Source organism: Paenibacillus shunpengii (genome assembly GCF_042684905.1).
Lineage (GTDB): Bacteria > Bacillota > Bacilli > Paenibacillales > Paenibacillaceae > Paenibacillus > Paenibacillus shunpengii.
This window is the reverse complement of the sequence record NZ_JBHUMJ010000002.1, coordinates 1,890,946-1,905,020: the sequence shown is the minus strand read 5'-3', so window position 1 is coordinate 1,905,020 and position 14,075 is coordinate 1,890,946. Positions and strand designations below refer to the sequence as shown.

The 14,075-nt window shown below is 42.9% G+C and carries 14 protein-coding genes; 6 read left to right on the top strand and 8 right to left on the bottom strand.

Annotated elements, in window-relative coordinates; genetic code table 11:
- Positions 1 to 88 precede the first annotated feature (88 nt).
- From ACFSVM_RS08905 to ACFSVM_RS08885, 5 genes are all read right to left on the bottom strand, one after another.
- Positions 89 to 805: a hypothetical protein gene (locus ACFSVM_RS08905; RefSeq protein ID WP_076310756.1), complete on the bottom strand. Its 717-nt coding sequence runs from the start codon at positions 803 to 805 to the stop codon at positions 89 to 91.
- On the bottom strand, positions 802 to 1,677 hold the full coding sequence (locus ACFSVM_RS08900) for an ATP-binding cassette domain-containing protein (protein ID WP_379261541.1): 876 nt from the start codon (positions 1,675 to 1,677) through the stop codon (positions 802 to 804). Before ACFSVM_RS08900 ends, ACFSVM_RS08905 begins: the two co-directional genes overlap by 4 nt.
- Positions 1,674 to 2,039, bottom strand: a complete 366-nt coding sequence (locus ACFSVM_RS08895) for a GntR family transcriptional regulator (protein ID WP_379261539.1) — start codon at positions 2,037 to 2,039, stop codon at positions 1,674 to 1,676. The genes ACFSVM_RS08900 and ACFSVM_RS08895 overlap by 4 nt, the downstream gene beginning before the upstream one ends.
- Before the next feature lie 189 nt (positions 2,040 to 2,228).
- Entirely contained in the window at positions 2,229 to 3,518 is a 1,290-nt protein-coding gene (locus ACFSVM_RS08890; RefSeq protein WP_379261537.1) for a UDP-glucose dehydrogenase family protein, read from the bottom strand.
- Entirely contained in the window at positions 3,515 to 4,504 is a 990-nt protein-coding gene (locus tag ACFSVM_RS08885) for a sugar phosphate nucleotidyltransferase (RefSeq protein ID WP_379261535.1), read from the bottom strand. The genes ACFSVM_RS08890 and ACFSVM_RS08885 overlap by 4 nt, the downstream gene beginning before the upstream one ends.
- 195 nt (positions 4,505 to 4,699) lie before the next feature.
- Between ACFSVM_RS08885 and ACFSVM_RS08880 the strand changes: the two genes are divergently transcribed.
- Together ACFSVM_RS08880 and ACFSVM_RS08875 are read left to right on the top strand one after the other, a co-directional pair.
- A complete protein-coding gene (locus ACFSVM_RS08880) occupies positions 4,700 to 5,704 on the top strand; it encodes a glycosyltransferase family 4 protein (RefSeq protein ID WP_379261533.1) in 1,005 nt (334 codons plus the stop codon).
- 15 nt (positions 5,705 to 5,719) lie between these two features.
- Entirely contained in the window at positions 5,720 to 6,472 is a 753-nt protein-coding gene (locus ACFSVM_RS08875) for a glycosyltransferase (protein ID WP_379261531.1), read from the top strand.
- A 104-nt stretch (positions 6,473 to 6,576) separates the two neighbouring features.
- On the opposite strand, the gene ACFSVM_RS08870 is transcribed toward ACFSVM_RS08875, so the two are convergent.
- The 3 genes from ACFSVM_RS08870 to ACFSVM_RS08860 form a co-directional block, all read right to left on the bottom strand.
- A complete protein-coding gene (locus tag ACFSVM_RS08870) occupies positions 6,577 to 7,077 on the bottom strand; it encodes a PIG-L family deacetylase (RefSeq protein WP_379261529.1) in 501 nt (166 codons plus the stop codon).
- 17 nt (positions 7,078 to 7,094) lie between these two features.
- Entirely contained in the window at positions 7,095 to 8,171 is a 1,077-nt protein-coding gene (locus ACFSVM_RS08865) for a glycosyltransferase (protein WP_379261527.1), read from the bottom strand.
- A 158-nt stretch (positions 8,172 to 8,329) separates the two neighbouring features.
- Positions 8,330 to 8,851 (bottom strand): hypothetical protein, encoded by a 522-nt coding sequence (locus ACFSVM_RS08860; protein ID WP_379261525.1) that lies wholly within the window; start codon positions 8,849 to 8,851, stop codon positions 8,330 to 8,332.
- A 179-nt stretch (positions 8,852 to 9,030) separates the two neighbouring features.
- Here ACFSVM_RS08860 and ACFSVM_RS08855 point away from each other — a divergent pair, with 179 nt between their 5' ends.
- The 4 genes from ACFSVM_RS08855 to ACFSVM_RS08840 all read left to right on the top strand — a co-directional run bounded on the left by ACFSVM_RS08855 (position 9,031) and on the right by ACFSVM_RS08840 (position 14,051).
- On the top strand, positions 9,031 to 9,687 hold the full coding sequence (locus tag ACFSVM_RS08855) for a hypothetical protein (RefSeq protein ID WP_379261523.1): 657 nt from the start codon (positions 9,031 to 9,033) through the stop codon (positions 9,685 to 9,687).
- 85 nt (positions 9,688 to 9,772) lie between these two features.
- On the top strand, positions 9,773 to 10,084 hold the full coding sequence (locus ACFSVM_RS08850; RefSeq protein WP_379261521.1) for a hypothetical protein: 312 nt from the start codon (positions 9,773 to 9,775) through the stop codon (positions 10,082 to 10,084).
- Between the two features lie 11 nt (positions 10,085 to 10,095).
- Positions 10,096 to 10,377 (top strand): hypothetical protein, encoded by a 282-nt coding sequence (locus tag ACFSVM_RS08845; RefSeq protein WP_379261519.1) that lies wholly within the window; start codon positions 10,096 to 10,098, stop codon positions 10,375 to 10,377.
- 11 nt (positions 10,378 to 10,388) lie between these two features.
- Entirely contained in the window at positions 10,389 to 14,051 is a 3,663-nt protein-coding gene (locus ACFSVM_RS08840) for a multicopper oxidase domain-containing protein (protein WP_379261517.1), read from the top strand.
- Positions 14,052 to 14,075 lie beyond the last annotated feature (24 nt).

Genomic DNA, 14,075 nt, shown 5'->3' with positions numbered 1-14,075 from the left:
AGACGATATGAATTATACATCGAACTTGACTACACGCAAAAAAAGCAGCCGTTTATCCGACTGCCTCACTCTTCTTTCACTATTATCTTTATTCTCGATTCGCTTTTGGCTGTAAGGAAGCATTTCGCATCATAGGATACGTAGCAAACAATGCGATCAAGCCAATAATTCCAGCCACAGTAAACCCGCTCATCACCTTAACATTTAAGTTTGATATCCAATCGAATGGTGCATCCAGCGCTCCTGAATAATACAGGAACATCCCGGCAATCCCCATAATCATCGCACCAATTAACGTCCATTTCATACCCAGTCGATACATAATACTGTAAATAAAGAATGCACCGCTGAACAGGACCAAGCTAGACATAAGATCAATCCACAAGTAAGGCAGAAATTGATATTCACTTGAATATAGTATTCCTGGATGTAAAATCCTTACCGAGCTGATCCCCTGATCATACAGTGTCCAAATAACCCCCTGTAGTACATTCAAGATCAATACATATACGAATACAGCAATAAGTCCGACTCCATAGAAGCTTCTGAGGATTTGAGTGCGCGTGCTACCGAGACTAACACCAATGGGCAGAAGACTCTTAAATCCCATAATACCGTAGAACGGAATGAAGAAAAAATAGGCTGGTGCAGCAATGGTACTAAGCGTCTCGCTTAAATCAAAGGAGATTCCAACTAGAATCCAAGCCACTGTTAGCGGAAGCGTGACGTATAGTAATAGAAGCTTTCCCATAAACCATGCAGCATCCTCATACAACAAACGAAATGTTCCTTGGGCACTGTTCATCGCATACCCTCCTTCACTCTCTCCGTTATATTCAGCAAATAGTCCTGCAACTGTGCTTTCTCCAAGGTAACACCGCTTAACTTGGCTCTCTCTTTCCACTCACTTGATAATGGCGCGTCAATCATAACCTTCTTCAGAGAACCCATAATATTCTCTTCGTAGACTCTCTGACTGCCTACCAGCTCATTTACTTTGTCGATCTCACCGGTTAACCAGATCCCTCTTTCTCTGACACTGTCCATCGATTCGTGCATCAGTGGCTTACCGTCATGAACCACAACAATCGATTCCAATAAAGGCTGCAATTCCTCAATCTGATGGGTCGATATGAGAATTAGACGAGGATACGCGTCATAGCTTGCCAGCATCAGCTTATAGAACTCCTTCCGCATACCTGCATCCAATCCATTCGTTGGTTCATCCAAAATAGTAACGTCTGCCTGGCTGGCCAGGCCAATTACGACCTGGAGAGCGGTTTTCATACCAGTAGACAGCTTCTTTGTCTTTTTCTTCTGATGTAATCTAAATGTCTCAAGCAGTTGTTCGGCCAAGTTCTGATTCCAGTTCGGATTGAAATATCGATAGAATCTCAGAGCATCACTGACCGTCCAAATATCACTAAAGGGATGATCTTCCTGCATGTAGCACAAATGCTTCTGTGCTTTCTCATTATTGTAAGGCTGGTGTCCCATGATTTTGATTGTTCCTTCTGCTGGCTTCTGATGTCCTGCAAGCAGCTTCATCAACGTCGTCTTGCCTGCACCATTTCGTCCCCATAGTCCTGTTATGATTGGATCATATTCGTCGTAAGAAAAGCTCTTGATCACTGGAGTTTCATCGTAAGCATATGAAACATTACTTAATGAGATCATTCTTTCTCCTCCTTAATCCATTCAATGACCTGCTCCACATTCATGCCGATTCGCCTTGCTTCTTCCAGAAGCGGCCGAATATAATCTTCTCGAAAATGCATTTGTTTGTCCCGCAATGCCCGATCTCTCGCCCCTTCTTGTACATACATTCCGATCCCTCTCTGTTTGTATAGAATGTCCGCATCAACCAAGGCTTGCAGCCCCTTACGGGCTGTGGCGCGGTTGATGTTGTAGAACCGGGACAGCTCATTCTCAGAAGGAACTCGCTCCCCTTCCTTCAATAGACCAGATACAATATCATCTATGATCATTTGGGCAATTTGTTGGAAAATGGGTTGGGATTCATCCAACAAACCTTTCAAAAACAGTCCTCCTTTCTTGCCATTACACTTTATCTGTTGATTGGTTGGCTACTTGTATAACCAACTATACTATACAATATTTGGATTGTAAATGGAGAACAGCGGAAAAAGAACCGCCTTTTACATAAAAGGCGGCTCTTGCTCCTAAGCTTTTACACTCCTATTTATTGCCATTATCATTCGCGAGTGTTACTTATACCCAATACCTTGATAATGATATCCTAATGATTTCATCAATTGTGCATCAAGCATATTTCGTCCATCAAAAATATTAGGCTGCTTCATATGCGAGTGCAGCATCATCCAATCAATGCTTGTAAATATCGGCCATTCTGTACATATGAACACGGCATCTGCATCGTTAAAGACTTCCTCCGGTGTAAGAGCAATATGAACCTTATCATATTTCGATTCAGCAGGCAGCTTGGCAATCGGATCAAACAAATGGATTGCAGCATGATGATCCATCAATTGCTGAATTAACCGCAGAGAAGGTGCTTCCCGAATGTCATCTGTATCTGGTTTAAACGCCAAGCCCAGTACTGCCACCTTTTTGCCCGATAAGTCTCCAAGCTGCGCTTTAGCTTTGTCCAGTAAATATAAATATTGTGTTTCATTTACGTTCATTACCTGTTTCAGTATCTGCAGCTCCATGCCTTCTTCTTCTGCCTTATGAACCAATGCCGCTACATCTTTTGGAAAACACGAACCACCATAGCCGATCCCGGCCTGTAAGAACCTCGCTCCAATTCTTGTATCGTACCCCATTCCTTCAGCGACATCCTTGATATTAACGTCCAGCTTGTCACTTAATCTAGAGAGCTCATTCATAAAGGAAATTTTCGTAGCGAGGAACGCATTTGAAGCATATTTTATAAGTTCAGCAGTTCGGGGAGTTGTTTCGATGGTTTCACATTTCATTGAAGAATACAGCGTTCGCAGCTGCTTCGCTGCTGCATCATTTGTCGTACCAAGTACAATTCGATCGGGATTTAAGGAATCTTCTAATGCCATCCCTTCGCGTAGGAACTCAGGATTGGAAGCAACATCAAACGGATACACGTTTTGAGTCTCACGGATCCACTCCGTAACTTTTTCCTGTGTTCCAACAGGAACCGTACTCTTGTTCACAACCAGTTTATAGCCGTTCATATGTTGACCGATATCTTGAGCAACCTGCTTCACATAAGTCAAATCCGCACTTCCATCTGCCCGAGAAGGAGTACCTACACATATAAAAATAACATCGTTATTCTCTATAGCTTCCTTCTTGTCAGAAGTAAAGTTGATATTTCCAAGTTGATTATGCTTTTGCAGAAGCTCTGTCAATCCAGGTTCATGGAAATATAGAATTCCTTGCTTCAATTGATTGAGTTTACGGCTGTCCGTATCCAATCCCGTAACCTTCCAGCCCATTTCTGCAAATACCAAGGCTGTCGTCGTACCAACATACCCTGTGCCAATAACAAGTATCTTCACTCCACTCCTCCTCCCTCTTCTTCCGTTCCGACCAATGCAGAGCCGGATCCAATTATCATTTTCGAAATGGGGTGAGAAAGTTTATTCAGATGAACATGGCTAAGAAGAATGCTGTCTTCAATTACACAGTCCTTAACAGTAGATCCCTCTCCGATAGAGACATAAGGTCCAATGACAGCATTTTCGATGATACTGCCATGATCAATCGAAACAGGTGGATGGATTTTCGTATTTTTTAGAACAACGGAAGGATGAATATAATTTTCATATGGCATTTCTTGTAGCATTTTTCGATTGGCTCCGATCCATCGATCCATTGTTCCGACATCAATATTAGAAACCTCTGCTTTATAGAAGGACACCGGATAGTCATTTTGAATCAACCACTGAATCGCATCCGTAATTTCATATTCACCTCTGGCCGAAGGCTTGATTATTTCAGATGCTTTGAAAATAGATGAAGAGAATACATACGCTCCGAGCACAGCTAGATTGGATTTAGGGTTCTTTGGTTTCTCCTCGAGCGTCATGATCTTCTCACCGACCACCTCAGCAATGCCATAATCCTGCGGGTTCTCTACTTCTGCTAATAACAGTGCAGCGTCGTTACCCTGCAGTTCGACTTGCTCTTTTAATTTTGATAACGAAATGGAGATTAGATTGTCTCCAAGCAGCAAAATGAAGGGATCCTGACCAATGAAATCCTTTGCCTGCAGCAATGCGTTCGCAATTCCCTCCGGCTTCTGCTGGTAAATATACGTAATGCTGATATTCCAGTGACTAATTTTTTGTAAACTCTCTTTGATAATAGACTCCTGAGAAGGATGAATCACGATTCCGATTTCAGATATATTTTGCTCTGTTAATTTATCGATGCACCCATGCAGCAATGGGACATTTGCTACGGGAATCAAGGTTTTCGGATAAGATATCGTGAACGGATACAATCGCGAGCCTTTTCCTGCACATAATATTAATCCCTTCAATATGATTTCTCTCCTCTCTATTACTTTCTCCTTATACTCTATGTAAATTCAGTAGATTTGGATTGGATGTCTATCTACTAACTGCACGAGATATTCGCATAAAAAGTCCTTGCAAGGGGCCCATTCCATCCCTAATTTATCCGCATAAGATAGTCAAAAGAAAATTTAGAGTTATTTGAGGAGGTATTCCATACTTTGAAAATCGTTCAAGTATCAACAAATTCCCTGCCCGTCCCACCGGAAGATTACGGCGGTACACAGCGAGATATTCATTACCTTACAGAAGAGTTAGTTCGAAGGGGCCATGAAGTCATTCTGTTTGCCAAAAAAGGATCGAAGTGCCGTGCAACAAAAACATTCGAATATCCTACGGACGATAAGGATGAACAATTGGATTTTATAATCAAAAACATGCCGTCCGATGTGGACATTATCCACGATCATTACGGAATTGTAGCCAGAGCCAACCCCCCGATCCCCACCATTCGAAATTCTCATTCGAAGAAAGCCAAAGGAACGCAGATCCCCGTATTCGTCAGCAAAAAGATACGTGACAAAAACAAAAAAGGATACTTCGTGCATAACGGGATACGTGTCAGCGACTACCCTTATAAGCAGAAGAAAAAGGGTTATCTGCTTTTTCTGGGAAGAATCATGAGCGAAAAAGGCGTTCACCTAGCTGTAGAAGTTGCACAAAAAACCGGAAAAGAGCTTATTATTGCTGGAACCTTTAACAATAAACCTAAGTACGAGACTTATTTCAATGAGAAGATCAAGCCTCACTTAAATGACAAAATCAGATATGTAGGACCTGTAGGCGGCACAGAGAAGATGAAGTTGTTATCCGAGGCGAGCTGTGTACTGTTCACATCTACTTGGAATGAACCCTTTGGTCTGGTTCTTATCGAAGCTTTGGCCTGCGGCACTCCAGTACTCGGTTTTAAAGCAGGAGCGGTTCCTGAGGTGTTGAAAGGCTTGCCGCAGTTATTATGTAATGATGTAAATGAAATGTCCCGTAAAGTCCGTGCTAGAAAATTCCCTACTCCAAGAACGTGTCGTCTGTATGTTATTAAGCGTTACTCAGATAAAGTAATGGCGACTAATTTCTTAAAGCTGTACAGAAAAGTTCTAATAAATAAGGAGTACAAAATAAAGAAGGACTCGACATGGAATACGAGAAGGAACAGTCTGGATAAATGAGTTGAGTAACTGAATATGGCTTCCATCATTGCATGTACGATGAGACCTGAGTGTATGGACAACATTTTCTCGAATTATGAACGGCAGGAATGGCCGAACAAGGAAATGATTATTATCCTGAATAACAGCAAAATGAGTCTTAAGAAATGGAGAAAGAAAGCCAAAAAATATAAAAATGTGAGAGTCTACAAACTCCCTGACAAATACACATTGGGTAAATGCCTTAACTGGGCTATTGCGCGGGCCAAGGGTACATTTATAGCCAAATTTGATGATGACGACTATTATGGCGCCCACTATATGAAAGAATCACTGCTTGCCCTGAAGGCCAAAAAAGCACCGATCGTTGGAAAGCATTCCACTTATTTATATTTTGAAGAGAAAAAAGCGCTCATGGTATATCGTCCAGGGAAAGAAAATGTAGAAGGGTCAAGGATTAAAGGCGGGACTCTATTCTTTCGTAAAAAGGTCTGGAAAGAGATTAAATTTCCAGAGAATACGATTGGGGGTTCTGATGCCAAATGGTTGAAGGCATGCTATGAAAAAGGTTATAGAGTTTACTGTGTTTCCAAAGAAAATTATGTTTGTATCCGCAGAAAGGATATCCAAACCCACACCCAAAAGAAAGAGACCGAAGATTATATGAAACAATGTGAATTGATTGCCTATACCGAAGATTTCATACAGCCTACAACCGTTTATTTCTCGGATGACGGCACCAGGCTTAAGACGAACAGTATGAAACCAAGTCCAAGATTAATGTGGTAATAAATTTATTTAGTATCAGATTGTGAACGTATCGGGCTGCATATCATTCGTCATTTGATAAGCAGCCTCGGTACATAGTGGAGCCAATAAATGATACGCATTTGTTATCGATGCTTACGAACACTTTCATATTCAATATATTTTTTCAACCAGCCAATGTCCTGACTCTTATATCGTTTTAACAGTTTATATTTCTGCTTTAATACCTCTTTATCGAGTTTTTGTTCAGAACGCTTGAAAATATATAGCTTCTCCTGTGCAATGTCTTTTACTATTTCATGCAGAGCTTGATGCTGTGTGTGGCCGTATTCCCCCTTTTTGTTATGCGTAACGATCCTATTGATTTGGGGATTGGCTTTAATCACTTTTTCGATGTCTTTCTTTAGTGCTTTGCGGTCAAAATCGCCTCCCCATTTATCCCTGTAGTTCCACATTTCAAACTCAGCTCCGATATCTTTCATCACTTGTTTGAACTCCCTGGAGCGGACTTGATGTTTACCGTTTGTCACACATATCACTTTCCAGCCTCTTTCCGCGAGCAGAGCAGCCCCTCCGAATATGATCTCATCATCCGGATGGGCGACAATCATAAGCTTATCTATCATTTCTCCCCCTCCAGTGATTACATTACAGAGCTGTACAAAGTCATCAGTTTATCGACAATCGCGGATATATTAAACTTGGCAATCACAAACTCACGTCCTGCTTCTCCCAATTGAGCTGATGATTTACTTGAGCGCAGCGCACTTGCAATTAGATGCTCGATTCTCCTACTGTGCACGGTTTGTTTAGCTCTGTGATCTCCAAAATAATATTTCCAAGCTTCTTTGAAGTTTTCTGGTCTTAAAATGCCAAAGATCCCCTTGCTGCCAATGGCGATGACCGGACGCTTGCATGACATGGCTTCCAGGGCTACGCGGCCCGTACCGACAACCACATCACTTATAGAAAATAAGGAGGCTGTATCAAGACGTTCTCCGAGAACATGGATTCGCTGACTATGCTTTCTTGCTGCCTGTTTCCTGACTTCACTAAGATCCGGACCTCCGCCAACGACAACAACATGTACATCATCCCTTGTATCCATGTATCGCTGCGCCGCGCGAAGAAACAATTTACAGATATCCCCTTTTTCGTCTTCTAATCGGCTCACATATAACAGCACTTTTGATTTCTGTGGAATATTTAGTTTATTAAGCAGCTTCTTGTTTTTTTGGTATGTGAATTGGGTGGTATTTATCCCGTTCGGTATAACGATGGAGGATATGTTTTTCTCTTCCAGCCACTTTTTCACAGGCAGACTGACACTAATCACAGCGCTGCGCTCATCACATCTCTTCATTATGCTAAGAATCAAAGAACGTGGATAATAGGTTCCATGAATAGTAAAGACAAAGGGGATATTTAGCTTCTTGCTGAGACGGCTGCCAAGTACGCCTGTCGTTTCATGGTGAGCATTGATCATATTAATCTTATGTTTCCTGATCCAGCTCTCGAATCTCGACTGGTTTCTCATATTGGTATAGGTAGGACAGCCGATCGATTGGAATTTAGATAGTAAACTTCCCTTTTTGCCTGCGACAAAGACGGTAAGATTTCGCTTTAACATTTCTTCAACGACAGCGGAGACGTAGGTTTCAGTTCCACCTACCTCAAATTTGTCAATAATCATAAGCAAACGAATAGATTGCTTTTCCATACTCCCCCCCCTCCCCATTCCATGTAAGAATCTCAAACTCTATCCTACATACTATGGAGTAAATAGATTATAGGTCACGGAAAATCGTCTAATTATGTATACTATTCATTTTTTCCACATCAAAAAAAGAGCCCTCATTTGCTGAAGGCTCCTCGATTCTACTCTTCATAATCGTCTGTTTCGTCACCATAGTACTCACCATCGAAATCGAAATCGTCATCATGATGATGTACATGTTTTATGCGTCTTTTACCTTTCGGCCAATCGATCTTGTGGATGCTGTCTTGAAGAATGGTAACGACTTTGCCGTCTGCTTTTTGAATATCTACATAATTCGTTCCGATTTGGCACAGGGTACCCCGGATTTTTTCTATTTTCTCACCGGATACAACCTCAATGATAACCGGTTTCCCCTCATTTCGCAGCAGCTCGAAGTTTAGATTTGTATTGAGCCCTGCTAAACGAAGCTGAATCAGCGGTTTAACTCCCTTTACAATTTCAAAGCAGCGATCACGATCGAATCTTTGTTTAGACACCGGTTTATGACAGGCACAATCCTCAGGATGGTTGATGACCTTTAGACCGCATCCTTTTCTAACCAATACCTTGGATTTTTTCTTGAATTTATATTTTCTCGGAACCGACACTTGTTTCTTTACCAAAACAGCACTATGACTCATTATGTTTAATTACCCTCCACTTCAAAATCATATTTGTCGTATGTATATGCCTACCTGGAGTGTTGTGACTTAGACGAATGCCCAATTAGGATAATTTCTCCAAACTGGGCGATTGACCAAACGCCGAAGGCTAACACCCATATAATGTTCTAAAACATTTTACAGGAGGCACATCTTTCGTGAAAAAGAGATTCGGTATTAGTTCACCAACCACGTCCTTACCCGAAGCACAATTTATTGAGCTGCGGGCATGCATAGAAGAAGCAAATCATATATTACGTTCTCTGGGGAATCCTCCCCAGCCTGAGAACCCAAGACAGTTACAGCTGAAGCTCGATTCATTAATGGGTGATCACGTGAGTCTCAAGCTTGCGTTCCGAGGCAAATTCAAGACCCTTAATGGTATTCTTGTTCAGGCAGGTCGAAATTACGTACAGCTGCGGGAGCAGCGTATTCAGACATTTGTATTGTATGAAGATCTGATATCCGTAACGGCAAATAAGAATGCCTCCGCATTTCCTCATCATGAGGCCGAAAACCCTTATTTCAATGAAGAATTAAACTGTGAGCTATTGTACCATTTCTCCGAGACCGTGTCCGGAAGCGTAAAACTGCTAAATCGTTTTTTTGGAATCCCCCTAAGCATTGCATTGCTGCAGCAAGTCGGTAAAAAAGTCCACATCACACAGGATGCACCTGCTGAGGTAGTTTCTGGCGTTCTGTTCAACACGACGGACAACGCAGTCATTGTCCAAACAGCCAGTACAGAAAATAGTAAATCGTTTGAGACGATTCCATTTGATAATATCGAGCTGATTCGTGTAATGAATTCTTAGCATGAATTCCCTCCTTGGCAACATATATATAAAATCGATAAGTCCAATTATCGCTGTCATTACTTATGCCAAGGAGGGGAAATATTTGAATCCACATCATACAGCTAGCGATTACTCCAGCCTCGATGAAGTTAATGCTATCTTTGAGGAATTACTGGGTCAGGAAATCATCATTGTGCTGGATGCCACACAGCGCAACATATTGGGCCAGACATTCAGGCCCATCTTCACGGGAATTCTTGAAGAAGTTAGAGGCGGTTCCATTCAACTGAATCCAGCAATTATTAAAATGCCGAATGCACCTAATTTTGTCTTCCCTACACCGCTAAGCTTTCCAATTGAGAACATCGCTGTCTTTGCTCCATTCGATTTGGATACAAGACTTACGCTTTCTTAAGGAGGAGAACAATGCTGCAATCTTCTGGCCTAAATATTAGCCTTCTAAGACAGGAGGCTCTTGTTGAAGAGTTCAACCAAGCTGTCGGAAATCGTATCCTGGTCTTAACTGAATCCTATCCCTTTTTCTTTGTCGGAGAGATAGTGGAAGTAAGAGCAGATACCGTATATATACTTGTTGATCTCTCAAATATACCGGAATTCGATAATGTCAATTTGCGTACGCAAATTAATAATATCCAGGTGTACTTTATCGAGACCCCAGATAATCCTATTCCCGAAATTCGGTTATAAGGAGGCGGACTGTGAAGAGAAGATTTCATATTGTTGCAATTTCCGTACGGATCGTCATAAATGACTTTGGGGACCACGACCCTAACGGAAAGATGTACGTTTTGAAAGAGAACGAAGACAAAGTACGGAAGCTCATCGCTAAAAACCCCTTTACAACCGTTGATTTAGTTCAGCCTCTCGTTATTCGTGCGAACGCCGGAGATGAGATTGAAGTTCTGTTTGAGAACAAGCTAGATTTTCCAGCTTCTTTACACATACAAGACGTAGAATATAACGTTATGACCTCGGACGGAGCTGCTGTAGGCTTCAATGACAATACTACAGTGGATCCAGGGGACACGATTCTCTACACCTGGCGTACCCTCCATGAGGGAATCAGTTATTTTACTGACTTGGGAAATACGCTATCAAGTGAGCTTGGTACACAGGTACATGGGCTATTTGGCGCGCTGATTGTACAGCCTAGAGGATCTACATGGACGGATCCAGTGACAGGAAAGCCGATATCTTCAGGTGTTTATGCCGATATACATAATCCTTTCCTGCCCTCTTTCCGTGAATATGCCTGGATTTTTCACGATGAAATGGAAGTGGATGATCTGACAGGGGATGCACCCTTTAGTCCCCATACCTTCCAACCGGAGGCTACACACACTATAAATTATCGGGCAGAGCCGATGCGAAACAGACTACGCCTTATTATGGAGGGTGTTGTGTCTCCAGAAACCGAAGGTGAAGAAGTACATCATGATTCATGGATGTTCGGTGATCCGGCTACTCCTATATTAAGAGCTTATGTCGGAGATCCCGTTAAAATCAGGCTTCTGCACGGCGGAGTTAAGGAAACGCATGTGTTTCACTACCATGTTCATCAATGGCTGTTCGAAACAACGGATTTAGATTCCGAAATTAAAGATTCTCAGGCCATTTCCCCTCAGGCATCTTATACTGTCTCACCGCTGTATGGAGCAGGCAGCCTGCAGGGTGCCTTCGGAGATATTATTATTCACTGTCACTTATATCCTCACTTTGATGAAGGCATGTGGGGAATGCAGCGTATTTTTAATACCCTCCAGGATGGAACTGGGAAGTATCCAAATGGAAAACCAATCGCTGCCCTAAAGCCGCTTCCTGATCGGCCGGCTCCTCCGAAGCCAACCAAAGACAGACCAGGATTTCCAAATTTCATTCCAGGGATTATCGGCAAAAAAGCACCGCGTCCTCCACTCGGTATCGTCGGCGGAAGACCGTCAACGCCGCTTGAAATCAATCAATTTGCGCCTAATGCTGTACCAGGTGCCGTGTTTGTCAATCCATGTGATCCGGCAGTAAATCCTGAACGCGAATTCCACATTCTCGCCATTCAGCTTCCTATTGTATATAACAATCAAGGCTGGAATGACCCTGAAGGCCGTATATTTATACTGGCTGAGGATGAAGAAGCGATATGTTCAGGACAAAAACAACCTGAGCCGCTCACCATTCGGGCTAATGCAGGGGACTGCATAAGACTGAAATTCACCAACAAGTTACCGGAAGTGCTTGGAGGAAATGCATTTCAGCTTGTGAATCGTACGTATGAAGCCGGCCTGCATGTACACTTCGTCAAGTTCGACCCGCTGGTTTCAGATGGCGCAAACGTAGGCTGGAATTATGATTCCGGTATCCTTCCAGGTCAGACCATCGAGTACCAATGGTTTGCGGACGTTGAGCTGAAAGGGACCTTCTTCCACGATCATTTATTTGCTAATGCGCATCAGCTGCACGGTGTATTTGCAGGAATTAATGTTCAGCCACGCGGATCTAAATTTCTATCTTCGGTTACGGGAGAAGTCATTAATTCTGGTACACAGGCGACGATTGTGAACCCGTTCATTCCCGACTTCCGGGAGTTTACGCTGCTTGTGCATGATTTCGCCTTACTGTTTGACAAGGATGGGAACCCGCTCAATCAGCCCCCATTCCCGAGCTCACATGATGATCCCGGCGTCATGGCAATTAATTATAGAAATGAACCACTTCAGTTCCGTCTAACAGACCCGGATATGGATCCTGCCTATGTGTTCAGCTCTTGGGTTCATGGTGATCCAGTTACACCAATGCTGAACACGTATAATGGTGACCCGGTTCGTATCAGGTTGATCCAAGGCGCCCATGAAGAATCTCATGCTTTTAATCTACATCGGCAGCGCTGGAGAAGAGAACGCGGGGATCTGGATTCAGATCTTGTCGATCAGCAGCATATCGGAATATCGGAATCTTTTACTTTTGAATTTGCTATTGAGGGAACAGGCGATTTCGACATGCTATACCATTTCGGTTCCATAGAGGATATTTGGCTCGGTAACTGGGGTATTCTGCGAACATTCGAAGAGCGAGTTCCTCACCTTATTCCGCTGCCGGATCGCAAAAAACCTAGAAAAAGAACGAAACCACTCCCTAAATGTAATGGAAAAAGACCGCCTAAGCCTGAGGGCATAGATCAACCGGCTCCTCCTGGCACTCCAGTGAGACATTACGATGTCGTTGCACTTCAAACACCCGTCATCTATAACCGGTTCGGAGATCTGGATCCCTTCAGTGTGATTTTTGCATTGAAAGAGAACGTTAAGGATATTTTAAATGGCCGAATTAACCCAGAACCTTTAATTATTAGAGGCAATGTGGGCGAAATTGTCGAGGTTACGCTCTTTAATGATTTAGCAGATTTAAAATTTCCGCCGGATGATCAGCTCTATCCTGATTTGCCTGTAAATGTCCTGCATCGACCGTCTAAACGGATATCTTTGCATACTCAGATGCTAATTTATGATGTTCGTTTCTCAGATGGTGCCACCGTTGGGTTTAATCCGGATCAGACGATTGCTCCAGGTGAGCAGATCACGTACCGCTGGTATATCGATCAGCAAATCGGTGCCGTAGGTCTTGTCGATATGGCGGACATCAGAAATCACAGACATCACGGAGCCTTTGGTATGCTCGTCACAGAGCCAAGAGGTACCACATACCTTGACCCTGTCACAAGAGAGCCCGTTAACACGGGAAGTCAGGTCATTATCAGCAACGGTGGTCAAGAAACAAGAGAATTCTGTTTAATCATGCATGATGGCGTAAGGCTCTACAATAAAAATGGTAAGCTTATTATAGATCCGGAGCCCGTTATTCCGATCGAACCAGCAGCTGAAGAAGAAATCGAGGATTTCGAGGATCAAGGCTCCAGAGGATTTAATTACCGTGCTGAGCGGTTTAGAAACCGACTTTTAGACAATCCTGATATTTCGCTTGTCTTCAGCTCAAAAGTTCACGGTGATCCCGCTACCCCATTGTTTCTTGCGTATGTCGGTGATCCAGTCGTTATTCGCATAATCTTTCCAGCAGATCGTGCAAGAGCACATACTTTTGTCGTTCATGGTCATCAATGGCTGCGTAGCGACGATGATCTTAATTCACAGATGGTATCCTTTCAAGGACAGCTCAGCGTAGGACACACGGATGATTTTCCCTTGCTGTATGGCGCAGGTGGTCAACTTGAGATCGCAGGCGACTTCCTATACCGTTCCGGTAATATCAGATGGGATATTGAGCTTGGTGTTTGGGGGATCATTCGAGTTCTTGACGAGCTGACGCCTAAATTAGCACCATTAAATAATTTACTTCCACCGGATCAAATGTAAATGAAGAAGACACCTCTATCTTAT

Excerpts from the sequence above, each read along its gene's own strand:
- ACFSVM_RS08875 (WP_379261531.1), top strand. The coding sequence starts at position 5,720 with ATGGCTTCCATCATTGCATGTACGATGAGACCTGAGTGTATGGACAAC.
- ACFSVM_RS08845 (WP_379261519.1), top strand. The coding sequence starts at position 10,096 with ATGCTGCAATCTTCTGGCCTAAATATTAGCCTTCTAAGACAGGAGGCT.
- ACFSVM_RS08905 (WP_076310756.1), bottom strand. The coding sequence starts at position 805 with ATGAACAGTGCCCAAGGAACATTTCGTTTGTTGTATGAGGATGCTGCA.
- ACFSVM_RS08900 (WP_379261541.1), bottom strand. The coding sequence starts at position 1,677 with ATGATCTCATTAAGTAATGTTTCATATGCTTACGATGAAACTCCAGTG.
- ACFSVM_RS08860 (WP_379261525.1), bottom strand. The coding sequence starts at position 8,851 with ATGAGTCATAGTGCTGTTTTGGTAAAGAAACAAGTGTCGGTTCCGAGA.
- ACFSVM_RS08865 (WP_379261527.1), bottom strand. The coding sequence starts at position 8,171 with ATGGAAAAGCAATCTATTCGTTTGCTTATGATTATTGACAAATTTGAG.
- ACFSVM_RS08870 (WP_379261529.1), bottom strand. The coding sequence starts at position 7,077 with ATGATAGATAAGCTTATGATTGTCGCCCATCCGGATGATGAGATCATA.